Source organism: Fictibacillus fluitans, from assembly GCF_030418125.1.
Classification (GTDB): Bacteria; Bacillota; Bacilli; order Bacillales; family Fictibacillaceae; genus Fictibacillus_C; species Fictibacillus_C fluitans.
This window is the reverse complement of sequence record NZ_JAUHTR010000016.1, coordinates 69346-86805: the sequence shown is the minus strand read 5'-3', so window position 1 is coordinate 86805 and position 17460 is coordinate 69346. Positions and strand designations below refer to the sequence as shown.

Here is a 17460-nt window from a genome sequence, read left to right as displayed (position 1 = left end):
GAGGAAGACGCATACACAGCGTTCTTCCTCTTTTTTAAATAACTAAAACAACTCATAAATGAAACAGTTGTTTCGTATTGCCTTGAAACAATTGTTATTTATGTTATCATGTCTACATGACACGGATGATAAGGTGTGAAATTAAATGGAAGAAAGCAGAATGTGGTATTTGTTTTCTTATAAAGTCCCTGTAGAGCCTTCCACACTCAGAGTCAGGGTATGGAGAAATTTAAAAACACTTGGTGTACTTTATATACAGCAGTCAGTTTGTCTTGTCCCGAAGATGGGGGATGTAGGGAATAAGCTGAACAAACTGCATACCCTGATTAAGGATCATGGCGGGGAATCTTTTATGATAGAGATCCTGAAGTTCTCCCATTACTCCGAGGAGGAACTCATTAAACTGTTTAATGAGCAGATAGCAAAAGAGTACCATAATTGGCTGGAGAGTTGTACTCACTACGGGCAGGATATAAACAGGCAAGCAGATAACTTTTTTAATATTGATGACAGCGAAATGGAGCTCATGCGGTTAAAAAGGCAGCTCAGAAAAATTTTAAAAAGAGATTTCTTTAATCACGAACTGTCTTTTCAAGCCAAAGCGTGCCTGAAAAAGTGCGAAGAAGAGCTTTATTCGCAAGCGGATGCTGCAGATAAGTTAGAAGGGGCACAAAAAGGGAAATGATAATTCTATATTGTATTTGTGTAGTTGTGCTTCTCTTTTTGATCTATGGTTTGATACCTACGATTTGGATCAGGCTGTTTTCGGTTGGCATTATCAAAAGAGGGACAGCAGAAAGAAAAGAATTTTTTCTTACATTTGATGATGGCCCGGATTACGTGTATACACCACAACTGCTGGACCTGTTAAAGTCGTATAAAGTGCCGGCTGCATTTTTCATAGTTGGTGAACGGGCCCAAAGGGATACTGACCTGCTTAAAAGGATGAGTAAAGAAGGGCACACGGTTGGCATTCATCATCAATCTCACTCAAACAGCTGGCTTTTAACACCGGGAAAGCTGAAAAAAGAAATCAGCAGATGTGCATCTGTCATTCAGCATGCGACAGGTGAAAAAGCCTGCTTTTACCGTCCTCCCTGGGGAAGATTTAATTTGTTTTCACTTCCGCTTTCAAGAGAATATCAGGTCATCATGTGGTCTTCCATTACTGGGGACTGGAAGGCGGAGCAGGGAAAGGACAAGCTGGCGGCAAAGTTAAAGAAGAACTTGCACAGCGGCTGTATTTATTTGCTTCATGATAATGGTGAAAATCCGGGTGCAGATGATGAAGCTCCGTCTGTCATGCTTCAGGCATTAGGGGAGTTTTTGGAATTTGCCAAAAGCCAAGGATACATTGGCATGTCTTTGGAAGAACTAAAGAAAACAAACAACAAACGAGGTTAATATGAGTTTAGATACCGTTATTTCCTATATGCAGAACTACGGTCATTGGATTATTTTACTGGTGTTATTCTGCGGGATTACAGGCATTCCGGCTCCGGAAGAATCCTTTTTATTTTTGGTTGGAGTGCTTGTGGCAAAAGGGCACCTCGAGTTTGGAACGAGCTTTCTTTATGCATTTATAGGTACCCTTGCAGGTATGTTTGCTTCGTACTGGCTCGGCCGCAAATTGGGGCTTCCTTTTATTGAGCGGTACGGAAAATTTATTAAAATAACACCGGAGCGGTGGAAAGCTGTGGAGAAAAGGTTTCATGAACATGCTGTTACAACCCTTTTATTCGGCTTTTACCTTCCCGGTCTTCGTCAGCTGGCTCCCTATATTGCAGGAATCAGCACATATTCCTTTTTACGGTATGCATTGCTTTCGGTTCTTGGGAGCGGTGCCTGGACGGCTGCCTTTATCAGCATCGGCTATTTCTTTGGCGGCCAGGTCAAGTTATCCTATTTGCCCTGGATCGCCGCAGCTGCTTTGCTGTTATTCGTGCTAACCGTATTCAGAAAGAAATTTACAAACAAGGCGTAAAAGGTTTGTAAGGAGGATGTACCATGAAGAAAATATTGTTTTTACCTTTATTCCAAATGCCTTCCGGTCATCATCAGGTTGCAGATGCTTTAATGTCTTCTATTGAGCAATGCAGTGATGAACAGGTGGTTTGCAAAAAAATCGACTTTCTCAGCTACTGGAATAAGCCGCTGGAAAAAGTCATTTCAACTACGTATTTAAAATGGATCCATATGATGCCAAAAACGTATGATTGGATCTATCATCATGTGATGTATTCACCAGCTAAAAAAAGACTTATGCCTCCGCATCAGCTGCTTATGTTTGAACATAAAATGCTGCGTATGCTGAAGGAGGAGAAACCGAACGTCATTGTATGCACGCATTGTTTTCCCTCGTCCATCATCAGCCGGCTTAAACGCCGGGGATTGATACACATTCCTGTAGTGAATGTGTATACGGATTTTTTTATAAATGGTATTTGGGGAAAAAGGGGAATTGATTACCATCTCGTAAGCGATCTCTCCATGAAAAAAGAGCTGATCAACACACACCAAATTAACAGCAAACAGATTTTCATTACGGGAATTCCTGTGAATGAGGACATAAGAGCCTATTTTTCTGGAAGGCCCGCTTTAAAAAAGCATATCTTAATCTCAGGGGGAAGCATTGGGCTTGGGAAGATCAAAGGATTCTTAAAACAGATCAAACCGGATTCGAATTACCGTTACACGGTTCTCTGCGGTAAAAACCAGAAGCTTTATAAGGAACTCTCCTCCTGGAACCACCCGAATATTCAGCCAAGGGGCTATATTTCTACGAGATCGGAAATGAACCATCTTTATGAACAGGTGGATGCCATTGTAACAAAGCCCGGGGGAATCACCGTCAGTGAAGCTCTAAAAAAACGATTGCCTATTTTTGTTCATTCGGCTTTGCCGGGACAGGAACAGATTAATTTGCAAAAACTTATCAGTGAGAAACTCATCATCCAGCTGAATGAGGAAATGCCATTAGAAGATCAAATTGCGTCTGTACTTGAAAATGAACCGGAAGTTAAGGGAATCTTGAATAAAATGAGCTATTTTGAAAATCATCAGGAAAAAAGTGCCTATGAAGTAGTGCTCAATCTGCTGAATGAGACACCGATGCTAAAAGTACAGCCAGTCTGAATCATTTTTATTAATCCGGGGAGGCATCAATGCTTAGAATAATGGCCGTCACAAAAAATAATGAGCTCAAACTTCAGCCATCTTTTGAAGATCTGTCGGGGGATACGATTGAGTGGTATTGGGTCGATTTTATCAATCCCAGTTCCGAGGAGATCAGCCTTCTCAGTTCTTATTTTAAGTTTCATCCCCTGGCCATTGAAGACTGCCTGCAGTTTCTTCAGCGTCCTAAACTCGAGTATTATCAGGGATACAGTTTTTTTGTTATGCATGCCCTTCATACCGAGTCCCTTGCTGCACAGGAAGTGGACATTTTTATCTGCGATAAGTTCATCGTCTCATTTCATTATGACCCATTGGCAGAAATGGACTCCACGTGGAATTACTTTGCGGCGCTTAAAAATTTCTCCTCAATCGGACCCATTGAGGTAGGGCATAAAATCATGGATAAAATTGTGGATACCTATTTCCCTATTGTCCAGAACATAGAAGACCACCTGCTTGACATTGAAAACAATTATGAAAGAGGAAACAAGCACTCTCTCATTCAACAAACATTTGATGTTCGCAGCGATCTTTTGAAGGTTCGCCGTTCTATTTTTCCAATGCGTGATTTAATGTACCGGATTTTGGAGTCCAAACGTTTAATTATCAACGAGAATAAGAAAGCGTATTTTCATGATATTTATGACCATCTCATAAAATTAAGCGAGATGATTGATTCCAACCGGGAAATGACATCGGATATCCGTGATAACTATATATCACTTAATTCCTATAAAATGAATAACATTATGAAAACCCTCACGGTCATTACTACTATCTTTATGCCGTTAACGTTTATTGCCGGAATTTACGGAATGAATTTTCGGTATATGCCTGAGCTGCAGAGGCATGGAGGTTATTTTTTTGTGCTGGGCTGCATGCTGGTTCTGGGACTGAGCATGTATTTCTGGTTTAGAAAAAAAGGCTGGTTTGACCAGGACTAATCCCCAGCGTGGGAAAACAAAAAATTTACAAATAAATATTGTGAAAACGGGTGACCCCAACAAGGAAAAAGGGTAGAGAAGGTAAAAGGAAAGGCCGGCACTTCTTATGAATAGCCAGCAGGAAGGAAGGCGGAGACCATGAATTACGGCTTCTTTTTTCAGTTTTTTCAAGATCATGGCTACCTTGGCGTGTTCTTTCTATCGTGGATTGGACTTCTCGGGCTTCCCGTTCCCAATGAATTTGTTGTGATGGCCAGCGGAATGCTTTCAAATAAAGTGCAGCTAAATCCAGCCTTTTCATTCATCGCAACCTATTTTGGTGTGAGTTCTGTTTTAACATTGAGTTATATGCTCGGCAGGTATGGTGGCACAGCGGTTGTCCGGAAACTTTATAGATTTCACCGAATCAGAAAGGGAATGCAAAAGGGATCCCGCCTGCTTGACCAGTGGGGAGAGAGAATTCTCGTGTTAAGCTTCTTTATTCCAGGGTTGAGGCTATTAATGCCATTTATCGTAGGAAGCAACCGCCTCCCATATCACCGTTTCGCCTTACTCACCTATCCGGCCGGTTTTCTCTGGGCTGTTTTTTATTTCTCCATCGGAAGTCAATATGGGGAACATCTCACCCTTATTCAAACGTATTTTCGCTCTTACAGCTGGATACTGCCTGCCGGAATCATCATCTTTGCATTACCCTTGGCATGCCGCTATGCCAAACAGAATAAACATCATTTGCCCCGCCTTCACAAGCATTCTAAATGAGAGAATAGGTTGCTGATTTCTAATTCATGCGAAAGCCCACCCGGACTTGCCGGGTGGGCTGGTTTTGTTATAGGATAGGTTTTTTTGAAGGCAACCTGTGCTTTGCCGGTGATTTTTTTTGGTTGGCATGCCTTATTTCGTTCAGGAGAGCAATTCCAAATATACTAAGTACGCTGCATAAAAAGGTCATTTGTCATTCCTCCTTTTCTCTAAAACTAATATTGCCTGCTTGGTTGGTTTCTAAACATTCGGTTGCTATTACTTGCCCTTACTGAATTCGAAAGAGAGCCGGTCTTTTTGATGGGTGGCATTTTCTTTTCATTTATTGGATAATGGGAAAAGCAGTTTATCGGAAGGGGAATAAAATGAAAGCTGTAATTTTATTTTTACTGGCAGGACTTGCTGAAATCGGCGGAGGGTATTTGGTATGGTTGACGATCAAAGAGAACAAGCCGATCGGTTATGCCATTGCGGGCAGCCTGATTCTCGTTTTATACGGAATCATCCCGGCGCTTCAGAGCTTTCCGTCGTTTGGCCGGGTTTATGCAGCCTATGGAGGCGTTTTTATTGTACTCGCCGTGCTGTGGGGCTGGGCCATTGATAAGAAGGTACCGGACGTTTATGACTGGGTAGGGGCATTTATCTGCCTGATCGGTGTAACCGTTATGTTATGGGCGCCGAGAAGCTGAAATAAGACAGCATTCCAAAAGGGGATGCTGTCTTTTAGTTATCTTCACCAGGCTTATAGGAATAGGGACCTTTATCTTCATTATGAGGATTGTTGGTGTCAATGTGGAGTGTCCCTGATTCGGTAATCGTGGCAAGCATCACATTCTGGACGTCGGCACCTTTTTGTTTTACCTGCTTTAGAAGCCATTCTCTGTCCAATTTCAAGTATTTTAGGTTATGGTCAATGACTTGTCCGTCCATAATCACTGGAATAGGAATAAATTCGCGTTTCACCTTTACTTTTAAATCACCGGGCTGAACGGGCCGGAAATTGGATTTTGGAATGACACTGATCTGCCCATTGTCTTCCATCGCACAGAGCGCGATGTTCCGGGTATCGGTAAAGCCTTTTACACGCAGCTGGGCAAGCAGTTCGTCAATGGGCAGCCGGACTTTCTTTAATCCTTTGCGGTCGATGTCCCCGTTTCGGATGAGAACAGTCGGACTCTCAAATAATGTCCATCGCAATTTATTGTTGAGCGACAGCCACATGAATAGTTTATAGAAAAGAACGATGACGGCCGTAAACAGCAGGGCTTTCCATACACTGTCTTTTTGCAGCGGCTGACTGATGACATTCCCGATGATCAAAATATATAACATGTCAAAGCTGTGCATTTGCGATACAGCTTTTTTGCCTGTCATCCTTAAAAAAATATAACCAAATAAGAAAATAAAAAAGGGTTTATAAATGAATGCCATACGTTTCACCTCTTGTAAATGTACATATATTATGGACACAATGTTGCGAGACTCATACTTGGCCGCAGAAGTTTGCCTCCTTCCTTCATGAAATGGCCGTGTCCGTCATAAATTGAAAGTAAGAGATGATAGAGGAGGGAACAAGCATGTCTTGGGATGAGCAAAATAAAGAGCTCGGAAATGCAATCGCTGAGATTACAGAAATCGCGGATGGATTCGGCCTCGACTTTTACCCGATGCGTTATGAAATCTGCCCGGCGGATATTATTTATACATTTGGCGCGTATGGAATGCCGACTCGTTTTTCTCACTGGAGTTTTGGGAAGCAATTTCACAAAATGAAGCTGCAATATGATCTGGGTTTAAGTAAAATCTATGAACTGGTGATCAATTCGGATCCCTGCTATGCCTTTTTATTGGATACCAACTCTCTGATCCAAAATAAACTGATCATCGCCCACGTGCTGGCTCACTGCGATTTCTTCAAAAACAATGTCCGTTTTTCCAATACGCGCCGCGATATGGTGGACAGCATGACCGCCACTGCAGAACGGGTTTCCCAGTATGAAATCATTCACGGAAAAAAGGAAGTTGAAGTGTTCCTGGACGCGGTGCTTGCCATTCAGGAACATATCGATCCCTCCATCGTCCGTAACCGGCTGAGCTATAACCTGGAAGATGAAGAGCAGGAAGAACCGGTGAAAAAAGAAACACCCTATGATGATCTATGGAATATAGATGAATCAAAAAGCAAACGAAATCAGCCATCACTTTTGAAAAAGAAGCATTTTCCTCCCCAGCCGGAAAAAGACATTCTGCTGTTTATTGAAGAATACAGCCGCGAGCTCGAAGACTGGCAACGGGACATCCTTTCCATGATGAGGGAAGAAATGCTCTATTTCTGGCCTCAATTGGAAACGAAAATAATGAACGAAGGCTGGGCATCGTATTGGCACGCCAAAATTCTGCAGGAAATGGATCTGACCTCTCATGAAACCATTGAGTTCGCAAAACTAAACGCGGGAGTGGTCCAGCCATCGAGAACGTCCATCAACCCGTATTACATGGGGCTGCAGATTTTTAAAGATATTGAGGATCGTTATAACAATCCTGATGAAGAATTAATTAGACAGGGGGTAAAGCCTGGATCGGGCCGTGAGAAAATGTTTGAAGTGCGGGAACTGGAATCCGACATGTCATTTATTCGAAATTATTTAACAAAGGAACTGTGCCAGCGCGAGGATATGTATTTATTCCAAAAGCAGGGGCGGGACTATAAAATTGTGGACAAAGAATGGGAAGCAGTCCGCGATCAGCTTGTGGGCATGAGGGTGAATGGTGGATTTCCTTATTTGACAGTTAATGATGGGGACTATTTAAAAAATGGGGAACTTTACATTAAGCACTCGTACGAAGACATTGAACTGGATGTGAAATATCTTGAAAAGGTGCTTCCTTACATCAATCAGCTATGGGGCCGTCCCGTGCACATGGAAACCAGGATTGAAGATAAGCCCGTGCTGTTTACCTATGACGGAAAGAGCATGCACAGAAAATATTTATAATCTCCTTCAAAAGGGCATCACATAAGTCAATGTGATGCTTTTTTTATGGAAAGAATGCTGTGGAAAACACTCCTCTTGACTTTATACCTATGGGGGTATAATATGGACATAAAGTCACATTAAAAAAGACGGTGTTTGTAACATGCAGTATTTTTTAGGTGCCATTGCACTGGCTATTGTATTTGCGCTGATCAGGCGTCTTATTCCCATAAGAAGAATCCCCTGTGTGGAAATCGGTTCGGTTTCCAATACTGATGATAAGGTGATATTGGATATAAGACCCTACAATACAGCAGACAACAGCCATTTTAATATACCGTATCCATACCTTAACAGATATCATGACGAGATTCCTTTTACAGAACTTTATCTTATTTCATCCAATAGGACTGAGAGGAACTTAGCATTGAGGTTGTTAACGGCGAAAGGCCACCAAGTAGCCGGATATATTTGCAATTAACGAAGGAAAGAGGTGTAAAGAATGGAATATGATAACGGTGTGAAAAACCGCCTTAAACGAATTGAAGGCCAGATCAAAGGCGTTCTATCCATGATGGAACAAGGCAAAGACTGCCGCGAAATTGTGACGCAATTGTCTGCAGCCAGAAATGCGATGGACCGCACAATGGGTGTCATTGTCAGTCAAAACCTTGAGCAGTGTGTGAGGGAAAACGTTGAAAAAGGAGCTTCCACAGAACATTTAGTGAAGGAAGCAGTAGAGTTGCTGATTAAAAGCAGATAAAAAGTTCCGGGTTGACGAACTTTTTATTTACGTTATAGTATACCCATACAGGTATAGGTAAAATTTTTTATTTTAATTTATACCCCCAAGGGTAAAAAGGAGAAGATGATGAATGTCTGAAGGAAAAAAGAAAACAACGATTGTTTTATTTAGCGGGGATTATGATAAAGCCATGGCAGCGTACATTATCGCAAACGGGGCGGCAGCCTATGATCATGAAGTAACAATCTTTCATACATTCTGGGGATTGAATGCTCTGCGAAAGGATGAACCGCTTTCCGTTAAAAAAGGTTTTCTTGAAAAGATGTTTGCTAAAATGATGCCTGGCCATGCGGATAAAATGGGATTGTCGAAAATGAATTTTGCCGGAATGGGCCCGAAAATGATTAAACATGTCATCAAGAAGCATAATGCCATGACCTTGCCCCAACTGATTGAAATGGCGAAAGAGCAGGATGTTAATCTAATTGCCTGTACGATGACCATGGATTTGCTCGGGCTGCAGCAGGAAGAGCTGATGGATGGCATTGATTACGCCGGTGTGGCAGCTTATTTGGGGGAAGCGTCCGAAGGAAATGTAAATTTGTTTATCTAAGGGAGGATTCAGAAAGATGAAAGAAATAACACCAAAAAAGATAGAGCAATTACTGAACAGTAAAGACAATCTGAACATAATTGATGTAAGAGAAACAGAAGAAGTTAAGGCAGGGAAAATGCCTAACGCCATAAATATTCCGTTAGGCTTGCTTGAATTTCGTATGCACGAGTTGGATAAAGCAAAGGAGTACATTATGGTTTGCCGTTCGGGTGGTAGAAGTTTTAAAGGCTCCCAGCTGCTCGAGAGCCACGGTTTTCATGTGATCAATATGGCTGGCGGCATGCTCGAATGGGAAGGACCGACAGAATAATATTTTTTTTGTAAATAAATATACCCTGTTGGGTATACAAGGAGGAATTAATTTGATTAAATCAAACGCAATGCTGGATGCGAAGGGACTCGCGTGTCCGATGCCGATCGTCAAAACAAAAAAGGCGATTAAGGAATTGGGAGCGGGTGAAGTAATTGAGGTGCAGGCCACGGACAAGGGATCAAAGGCTGATATGAAAGCCTGGGCTACGGGCAGCGGCCATCATTATCTAGGCACCATTGAAGAAAACGGAGTTCTGAAACACTATATTCGCAAAGCCACAGCTGAAGAGGAAAAAGCAGAAAAGCAGCATCCTCACGTGGTTTCCAACGAAGAACTGGTTAATGTAATGGAGCATGAAAAGGATGCTGTCATCCTCGATGTCAGAGAGTCTGCAGAATATGCCTTTGGCCATATCCCTGGTGCGGTATCCTTGCCGCTTGGGGAATTAAACGGCCGTTTAAATGAGTTAAAACAAGATTCCAGTGTATATGTCGTATGCCGGACAGGGACCAGGAGCGATCTTGCGGCACAGAAGCTGACAGAAGAAGGGTTCAAAAACGTCATCAACGTTCTACCGGGTATGAGCGAATGGCAGGGACCTATTACAAAATTGGAGGGATAAAGAATGGGAATTCAAAAATGGACCGCGGCACAGGTAGCAAGCCGTATCATCCAAAAAAACAAACTGTTTATTTTAGATGTAAGGAATGAAGATGCTTTCCAGGATTGGAAAATCGAAGGTGCAACGATTCAGCACTTGAATATTCCTTATTTTGAGCTTTTGGACGGAGTAGATGAAATCCTGGAGCAACTCCCGAAGGATACAGAAATTCTAGTGGTCTGTGCCAAAGAAGGTTCATCTGTCATGGTGGCAGAAATGCTGTCAGAAGATGGGCTGGATGTTTCCTATCTTGAAGGGGGCATGAAATCATGGAGCGAATATCTAAGGCCTGTAAAGATTGGTAATCTAAATAATGGCGGTGCCATATACCAGTTTGTCCGGATAGGAAAGGGCTGTTTGTCTTACCTGATTGAATCGGATGGAGAGGCAATGATTGTAGATCCTGCAAGAATGATCGAACCTTATGAGTCGTTTGTACTTGAAAAAGGGTTAGTGATAAAATATGCGGTTGATACTCATCTGCACGCCGACCATATTTCGGGTGGACGATTGCTTGCAGAAAAAACAGGAAGCACGTACTTTCTCCCGCCGAAGGATGCGGATGATGTTGCGTTTTCATACACTCCGCTGGAAGAGGGCAAAACCATTACTGTCGGTAGCACATCGGTTTCAGTTAAACCAATCCATTCACCGGGACACACTTCCGGCAGTACAACACTTCTTATTGATAACACGTATTTATTAACCGGTGATATTTTGTTTGTAAAATCCATTGGCCGTCCTGATTTGGCCGGAAAAGCAGAAGATTGGGTTGGAGACTTAAGAAACACACTGTATCATAACTATAGAGAGCTTCCAGACAATCTTATTGTTCTGCCTGCTCACTATTCTAACGTTTCAGAGCTTGGAGACCGTGGAGAGGTTAAAGCAGTACTCGGCGACTTGTTTGAAAAGAATGATGGCTTTCATTTAAATGAATTGGAATTCAGAAAGGCAGTTACTGAAAACCTTCCTCCTCAACCGAATGCCTATCAGGAAATCCGGAAGACCAACATGGGTAAATTAAGCCCTGACCAAGAGGCACAGCAGGAGATGGAAATCGGTCCGAACCGATGCGCCATACAGGACTAAAAAGGAGGTAATGAAAATGAAATCAGATCAATTACTGGATGCGAAGGGACTGGCTTGTCCAATGCCCATCGTACGAACAAAAAAGGCAATGGACAAGCTTGAATCCGGACAGGTGCTGGAGGTTCATGCCACAGACAAAGGGGCAAAGAGTGACCTTTCTGCCTGGACAAAGGCAGGCGGGCATACACTGCTTGAAATGAATGAGGATAATGGAGTATTTGTTTTCTTTATCCAAAAGAAATAATCTTGGGGAACACGGGGTGAAATCATGGCAATGGACGCAGGTTATCTCATAACGATATTTATAATCGGCTTTATTGGCTCTTTTATATCAGGTTTACTCGGCATTGGCGGAGCAATTATTAATTACCCCATTCTTCTGTATGTTCCTCCGTTACTCGGATATGCAGGTTTTGGTGCTCATTATGTTTCGGGAATTGTGGCGGTGCAAGTATTCTTTTCCACGCTTGCCGGACTGCTGGCGTACCGAAAGGGCGGTTTTATTGATACAAAGCTTTTGTTGATCATGGGACTAAGCTCTTTAACAGGCAGTTTCATTGGAGGATTTGGCTCTCATCTGTTAACGGAAAAGGCTATTAATATCATTTATGGATTGCTGGCAGTCATTGCGGCCGTTCTTATGCTTTTTCCCAAAAAAGAAGGAGTCCACGATCCCCGTTCAGAGCTGGTGTTTAACCAAAAGTTAGCAGGAGCATTAGCGCTGACAGTTGGGGTTTTTGCCGGAATTGTGGGGGCAGGAGGAGCGTTTATCCTGGTACCGATCATGCTGGTCGTCCTGAAGCTGCCAACAAGGGTGACGATTGCAACCTCACTGGGAATCACATTTCTTTCGTCCATTGGTTCCCTGATTGGCAAAGCAGCAACAGGGCAGATCCTGTATCATCCTGCCGTCCTTATGCTGATTGTCAGTCTGATTGCAGCACCTCTCGGGGTAAAAGCCGGAAAAAAAATCAACACAAAAGTGCTTCAAACGATTTTGGCCATCTTGATTGCAGGAACAGCGCTCAAGATATGGCTGGATATTCTTACTCATTAAAAAGGAAAGCCGCTTAAAGAGCGGCTTTCCTTTTGCTATATACTTACTTTTCGTTTGTTGATGGTGTATAATCCAGTATAGATCGGTAAAAACACGTAACAATAAACAAAAGGGGATACATCAAGATGGAACAACCTATTCTTAAGCCTGATGTGATTTCATTGTTAAAAAATAAAATTCAATTAATTAAAACATCCGAAAAGGGCGGCATTTACCTTGTCGGTCCTATTCGTCTTCCTGTTAACCTGTCTGGAGAGACCGTTGTTTTTCAGTGGTATTGCTGGCTTGCCCGCGAACAGGTTACAGAGAATATTGAAGAAATTATTGGGAAGTTATCTTCTGCAAATCTTGCTGAATATCAACAGTCAAGCGTGCTTGTCTATGGCGATTTTAAAAACAGAGAAGATGCGCCCATTCGCATGCATTCTATTTGCCATACCGGGGATATCTTCGGAAGCAAGCGCTGCGACTGCGGCTTTCAGCTGAAAAAATCAATGCAGATGATCAAAAATCATGGAACAGGAGCGCTCTTTTACCTGGCTAATCATGAAGGCCGGGGAATTGGGCTGTTTTCAAAGGCGATGGCTTATGTGCTCCAGGAAAGTGGTTATGATACAGTAGAAGCAAATGTGAACCTTGGATTTGTGGATGACTCCCGGAACTATGAGGATGCGATCTCGGTTTTAAAAACATTGCGAACCAAACCGGTAACCTTGATTACTAACAATCCGAAAAAGCTGGAAGCGTTAAAAAAATCCGGCATGCTGCTTTCAGGCAGAACACCTTTATGGGGAGATGTCTCGGAGTATAACGCCAGCTATCTGAAAACCAAGGTTTCCCGTTCCGGCCATCTAAAAGAGGAGGAAAGCTGCCCGAATGACTAATCATACCTTTTACATGAAATTAGCGCTTGAAAACGCCCGAGCCATGAAAGGGCAGACCGACCCAAACCCTATGGTCGGTTCTGTCATTGTCAACGAGAGCCGTATTGTGGGAATTGGATCTCATTTGAAGCCCGGAGAGCCTCATGCTGAAATCCATGCCATCAGAATGGCGGGTGAGAAGGCGAAAGGAGGAACGATTTATGTGACCCTTGAGCCTTGTTCCCATTATGGAAGAACCGGTCCCTGTGCTGAAGCGATTGTAAAAGCGGGACTGAGCAGGGTGGTGATTGCAAGTCTGGATCCGAATCCGCTCGTATCGGGAAGGGGAGCCGCCATTCTTAAAGAAGCCGGTATTGAAGTTATCACTGGTGTCATGGAGAAGGAATCACAAAGGATGAACGAAGTATTCAATAAATTTATTGTGCAAAAGCTCCCTTTTGTCACGGTAAAATCAGCTGCCACCCTCGATGGGAAAATCGCCACCGCAACGAACGACAGCAAATGGATTACCGGAGAAGCTGCCAGATTGGACGTTCATCAGATTCGGAATGAAAACATGGCAATCCTCGTTGGCGTCAACACCGTGATTAAGGATGATCCGGAGCTGACAGCCCGTATTCCCAACGGCCGCAACCCGATTCGGGTAATTTTGGATTCCACCTTAAGGATTCCGGTGTCAGCGAAAGTGGTGCAGGACCAGAAAGTGGAAACCTGGATTTTTACGACTGAACAGGCGGGAGAAGAGAAGCGCCGCGAGCTTGAAAAATTGGGTGTTTCCATATTCACAACAAAAAGCCGTTCTGGGAAGGTCAATCCTGAAGAAGTTTTACGCCTTCTTGGAGAAAAGCAAATCTCGTCTGTAATGATTGAGGGCGGAGGAGCCGTTAATGCTTCGTTCCTTGAGCAGAAGCTCATCGACAAATTTGTGGTCTATATGGCCCCAAAACTCCTTGGCGGAAGCCTGTCGCCGACTTTTCTTGAAGGAGAAGGTGCTGACCTGATGAGCGGAGCAGTGGATCTTCGTGACATGGCAGTGGAACAGGTTGGAGTTGATTTTAAGTTTACAGGATATCCAGTTTACAAGTAACCGAAGGAGATCAATGATGAAATTTGGCTTTGATATTGATGATACGTTAATTAATTTGAGAGGCTATGCCTTTACAATTTATAACAAGAAATTGAACAGAAATCTGGCCCAGGATGTTTTCGATGCACTGAAAACAGTAGAAATCCATGAGCCATTTGGCCTTACGAATGTGGAAGGAAAAGAAATGTGGAACACCTTGCGTGAAGAAATCTATTTCTCTGAATGCCCGCCCTATCCCGATGCAGTGGAAACCTTGCTGGAGTTGAAGGAACAGGGACATGAGATATACTACATTACGGCTCGTCCGGGAGAACATGGTGAACGGACGATGAATTGGATGAAGAAGCAAGGGTTTCCGGTTGATGACGATAAATTTTATTGCGGGATGAAGGATCATGAAAAAGTAAAAATCATTGAGGAGCTTGGCCTTGATTTCTATTTTGACGATAAACCCGGCGTGCTTGATACCCTGTCAGGAGGCTCCTTGAGAGTGGTTGTCAGGGACCAGTCGTACAACCGTCATTTACACGGTGAGCGGCTGTTACATTGGAAAGAGCTTAAAGAACTTCTTTCTTCAGAAGAAAAATAAAACTAAATGTGATAAGAAGCCCCCTGGAATTCAGGGGGCTTTTTTTATTTTGCAGGAAACATTGACAAAACCATTGGATATACATATGATATAAGCAAATGTTGCGCGAAGGAAACAAATAAGAGTGGGGGAAAAAGAAGTGGATAAGACTAACTGTATCACCCTTTATGAAGGGAAGAATGGCGACTTCATACAGATTACCTCCATGGATATCGAAGGTGTGATGAGAAGGCGGCTGCTGGATCTTGGATTTGTACCAGGTGCGGTTGTGGAGGTTATACGGAAAAGTCCGCTGGGCGATCCGATTGCTTTTCGTGTCAGCCAGACCACCATTGCCCTCAGGAGAGAAGAAAGTTCGAAGATTCAAGGGGAGCTGATGAAACATGAATGATTCGTACCGAATCGCACTGGCCGGAAATCCAAACACGGGAAAAAGTACGTTGTTCAACGCATTGACCGGATTAAAGCAGCATACGGGAAACTGGGCCGGCAAAACCGTTTCGCTTGCGGAAGGAACCTTACTTCATAAGGGGAAAAATTACAGAATGATTGATTTGCCGGGAACGTATTCCATCTTCTCCAATTCCCGTGATGAGGAAGTGGCAAGAAATTATATCGTATTTGAAAAGCCGGATGTGACACTTGTTGTGGTTGATGCCACTTCTCTTGAACGGAACCTGAACCTTGCTCTGCAAATATTGGAAATGACGCAAAATGTGATCATTTGCATTAATTTGATGGATGAGGCGGAAAAGAGAGGCATCTCGATCAATGAACGGTTACTGACCCGCCGGCTTGGTGTCCCTGTTATTAAAATTTCAGCCCGGAACAAAGCAGGGTTTCCCCTGCTGCTCGACACCATTGAACGTCTGGCGGAGGGCAAAATCAAGTGCGAACCAGCGCGGTTGACATATGACAAAGACATTGAAGCAAAGATCGCTTCCTTGGAGCCTCTTGTAGCTGATCTGGTTGAGGACCGTATCTCTTCCCGCTGGGTGGCCTTGCGGCTGCTGGATGGAGATGAATCTTTGCTGGATGAATTGAAATCAAGGCTGAAGGTAAAGGAGGGAACCGCATGAATTCAGAACTGGCAGGTTCAAGAGGAGATCTGAATGCTCTCTATGAGAGGGCGCAGCAGCTTTCATCTCCGGATCTTCGTGATAAAATTGTGGGCAGTCTGTACCAGGAAAGCAAGCGCCTGTGCGAGGCTGGGGTACAGCATACTAAAACCAAACGGGACCGCCGTACGGAAAAGCTGGATGCTGTTTTCACCTCTCCTATTTGGGGTTTTCCCATCATGATGGTAATGCTGGGCATTGTTTTTTACCTTACGATTGCCGGCGCCAATATTCCATCAGATATGATTGCCCGATTTTTCGGATGGCTGGAAAATTACATTGCAGCATTCTTCGATTGGGTGAAAGCTCCGGAGTGGCTGTATGGAGTTCTTGTTTTGGGATTGTACCGCGGCACCACCTGGGTTATTAGTGTGATGCTGCCGCCAATGGCGATCTTTTTCCCAACGTTCGCTTTGCTTGAAAACTATGGATATTTACCAAGGGTAGCGTTTAATATGGACCGTATCTTTAAAAAAGTGGGCGCACACGGCAAGCAGTCACTGACGATGGCCATGGGATTTGGCTGCAATGCAGCAGCCATGATGTCTTCACGGATTATTGAGTCACCGAGAGAGCGGATGCTGGCCATCCTGACTAATAATTTTGTTCCGTGCAACGGCCGCTGGGGAACCCTTATTGTGCTGGCTTCCCTCTTTATGGCGGCAGGATATACAGGGGGAGCGAAGTCCCTTGTTACAACATCTGTCATCGTAGGCATTGTGATGTTCGGAATTCTTGTAACTTTCTTGGTTTCCTGGGTATTATCCAAGACGGCTCTCAAAGGAGTGCCTACCCACTATACACTTGAGCTTCCTGCCTACAGACGTCCAAAGTTTTGGGAAACAGTCATTCGCTCATCACTTGAGCGTTCATGGGCTGTGCTGCTAAGAGCTGTAAAGGTAGCTGCACCGGCAGGCATACTGACATGGGTACTGGCGAATGTGAATGCTGGTGATACGAGCGTGCTCATGCATATCGTTAACTTCCTCGACCCCTTTGGTCAGATGCTTGGTCTTGACGGCTATATTCTGATGGCATTTCTGATCGGACTGCCTGCAAACGAAATCGTCCTGCCCATTTTGATTATGGGATATCTTTCTACAGGAGCCTTGACAGAGGTTGATAACCTGGGAGATTTGAAACAAATTTTTGTGGACCATGGCTGGACCTGGCTCACTGCATTGAATATGATGCTGTTTTCACTGCTTCATTTTCCATGCGGCACCACACTGGTCAACATTTATAAAGAAACAAAAAGCATGAAATGGACCTTTCTTTCTTTCCTCATTCCAACCGTAATCGCCATCTTTGTAACATTTGTTATCGCACAAAGTGTAAGGCTGCTTGGATAATTTGAAAACCAGAACCAGTCGGACCGGTTCTGGTTTTTTTAGTACATTCTTTAAAGATTTTTTAGGATACAACATGGTAAGAGTATCT

At 43.5% G+C, this 17460-nt stretch carries 22 protein-coding genes; 21 read left to right on the top strand and 1 reads right to left on the bottom strand.

Annotated features, from left to right (window positions below; translation table 11 throughout):
• Positions 1–145: 145 nt before the first annotated feature.
• The 7 genes from QYB97_RS21225 (at position 146) to QYB97_RS21195 (ending at position 5572) form a co-directional block, all read left to right on the top strand.
• Positions 146–685 (top strand): Chromate resistance protein ChrB, encoded by a 540-nt coding sequence (locus tag QYB97_RS21225; protein ID WP_301168029.1) that lies wholly within the window; start codon positions 146–148, stop codon positions 683–685.
• Positions 682–1404 carry a polysaccharide deacetylase family protein gene (locus tag QYB97_RS21220; RefSeq protein ID WP_301168028.1) on the top strand — a complete coding sequence of 241 codons (723 nt, stop codon included), beginning with the start codon at positions 682–684 and terminating at the stop codon, positions 1402–1404. Before QYB97_RS21225 ends, QYB97_RS21220 begins: the two co-directional genes overlap by 4 nt.
• A gap of 1 nt (position 1405) precedes the next feature.
• On the top strand, positions 1406–1984 hold the full coding sequence (locus tag QYB97_RS21215) for a DedA family protein (protein WP_301168027.1): 579 nt from the start codon (positions 1406–1408) through the stop codon (positions 1982–1984).
• Positions 1985–2007: 23 nt separating this feature from the next.
• A complete protein-coding gene (locus tag QYB97_RS21210) occupies positions 2008–3135 on the top strand; it encodes an MGDG synthase family glycosyltransferase (RefSeq protein WP_301168026.1) in 1128 nt (375 codons plus the stop codon).
• A 29-nt stretch (positions 3136–3164) separates the two neighbouring features.
• Entirely contained in the window at positions 3165–4121 is a 957-nt protein-coding gene (corA, locus tag QYB97_RS21205) for a magnesium/cobalt transporter CorA (RefSeq protein ID WP_301168025.1), read from the top strand.
• 138 nt (positions 4122–4259) lie between these two features.
• Entirely contained in the window at positions 4260–4883 is a 624-nt protein-coding gene (locus QYB97_RS21200; RefSeq protein ID WP_301168024.1) for a DedA family protein, read from the top strand.
• A 365-nt stretch (positions 4884–5248) separates the two neighbouring features.
• Positions 5249–5572 (top strand): YnfA family protein, encoded by a 324-nt coding sequence (locus tag QYB97_RS21195; RefSeq protein WP_301168023.1) that lies wholly within the window; start codon positions 5249–5251, stop codon positions 5570–5572.
• A gap of 34 nt (positions 5573–5606) precedes the next feature.
• On the opposite strand, the gene QYB97_RS21190 is transcribed toward QYB97_RS21195, so the two are convergent.
• Positions 5607–6314, bottom strand: a complete 708-nt coding sequence (locus tag QYB97_RS21190; RefSeq protein WP_301168022.1) for a DUF421 domain-containing protein — start codon at positions 6312–6314, stop codon at positions 5607–5609.
• 146 nt (positions 6315–6460) lie between these two features.
• Here QYB97_RS21190 and QYB97_RS21185 point away from each other — a divergent pair, with 146 nt between their 5' ends.
• The 14 genes from QYB97_RS21185 to QYB97_RS21120 all read left to right on the top strand — a co-directional run bounded on the left by QYB97_RS21185 (position 6461) and on the right by QYB97_RS21120 (position 17372).
• Positions 6461–7879 (top strand): SpoVR family protein, encoded by a 1419-nt coding sequence (locus QYB97_RS21185; protein ID WP_301168021.1) that lies wholly within the window; start codon positions 6461–6463, stop codon positions 7877–7879.
• 481 nt (positions 7880–8360) lie between these two features.
• Entirely contained in the window at positions 8361–8621 is a 261-nt protein-coding gene (locus QYB97_RS21180; protein WP_283892922.1) for a metal-sensitive transcriptional regulator, read from the top strand.
• Positions 8622–8733: 112 nt separating this feature from the next.
• The gene (locus QYB97_RS21175) at positions 8734–9216 is read left to right on the top strand and encodes a DsrE/DsrF/DrsH-like family protein (RefSeq protein WP_301168020.1); all 483 of its coding nucleotides are present in this window, start codon (positions 8734–8736) and stop codon (positions 9214–9216) included.
• Between the two features lie 16 nt (positions 9217–9232).
• Positions 9233–9529: a rhodanese-like domain-containing protein gene (locus QYB97_RS21170; RefSeq protein WP_301168019.1), complete on the top strand. Its 297-nt coding sequence runs from the start codon at positions 9233–9235 to the stop codon at positions 9527–9529.
• A 52-nt stretch (positions 9530–9581) separates the two neighbouring features.
• Positions 9582–10154 carry a sulfurtransferase TusA family protein gene (locus QYB97_RS21165; RefSeq protein WP_301168018.1) on the top strand — a complete coding sequence of 191 codons (573 nt, stop codon included), beginning with the start codon at positions 9582–9584 and terminating at the stop codon, positions 10152–10154.
• Between the two features lie 3 nt (positions 10155–10157).
• A complete protein-coding gene (locus QYB97_RS21160; RefSeq protein WP_301168017.1) occupies positions 10158–11285 on the top strand; it encodes an MBL fold metallo-hydrolase in 1128 nt (375 codons plus the stop codon).
• 16 nt (positions 11286–11301) lie between these two features.
• A complete protein-coding gene (locus QYB97_RS21155; protein WP_301168016.1) occupies positions 11302–11529 on the top strand; it encodes a sulfurtransferase TusA family protein in 228 nt (75 codons plus the stop codon).
• Between the two features lie 30 nt (positions 11530–11559).
• Positions 11560–12342 carry a sulfite exporter TauE/SafE family protein gene (locus tag QYB97_RS21150; RefSeq protein WP_301168035.1) on the top strand — a complete coding sequence of 261 codons (783 nt, stop codon included), beginning with the start codon at positions 11560–11562 and terminating at the stop codon, positions 12340–12342.
• A gap of 125 nt (positions 12343–12467) precedes the next feature.
• Positions 12468–13226 carry a GTP cyclohydrolase II gene (locus tag QYB97_RS21145; protein ID WP_301168015.1) on the top strand — a complete coding sequence of 253 codons (759 nt, stop codon included), beginning with the start codon at positions 12468–12470 and terminating at the stop codon, positions 13224–13226.
• Positions 13219–14313, top strand: coding sequence for a bifunctional diaminohydroxyphosphoribosylaminopyrimidine deaminase/5-amino-6-(5-phosphoribosylamino)uracil reductase RibD (gene ribD, locus QYB97_RS21140; RefSeq protein WP_301168014.1), 1095 nt, complete (start codon positions 13219–13221; stop codon positions 14311–14313). Before QYB97_RS21145 ends, ribD begins: the two co-directional genes overlap by 8 nt.
• 16 nt (positions 14314–14329) lie before the next feature.
• Positions 14330–14902 carry a 5' nucleotidase, NT5C type gene (locus QYB97_RS21135; RefSeq protein ID WP_301168034.1) on the top strand — a complete coding sequence of 191 codons (573 nt, stop codon included), beginning with the start codon at positions 14330–14332 and terminating at the stop codon, positions 14900–14902.
• Positions 14903–15041: 139 nt separating this feature from the next.
• A complete protein-coding gene (locus QYB97_RS21130) occupies positions 15042–15293 on the top strand; it encodes a FeoA family protein (RefSeq protein WP_301168013.1) in 252 nt (83 codons plus the stop codon).
• Positions 15286–15981: a FeoB small GTPase domain-containing protein gene (locus QYB97_RS21125; protein WP_301168012.1), complete on the top strand. Its 696-nt coding sequence runs from the start codon at positions 15286–15288 to the stop codon at positions 15979–15981. Before QYB97_RS21130 ends, QYB97_RS21125 begins: the two co-directional genes overlap by 8 nt.
• A complete protein-coding gene (locus tag QYB97_RS21120) occupies positions 15978–17372 on the top strand; it encodes a nucleoside recognition domain-containing protein (protein WP_301168011.1) in 1395 nt (464 codons plus the stop codon). Before QYB97_RS21125 ends, QYB97_RS21120 begins: the two co-directional genes overlap by 4 nt.
• Positions 17373–17460: the final 88 nt, after the last annotated feature.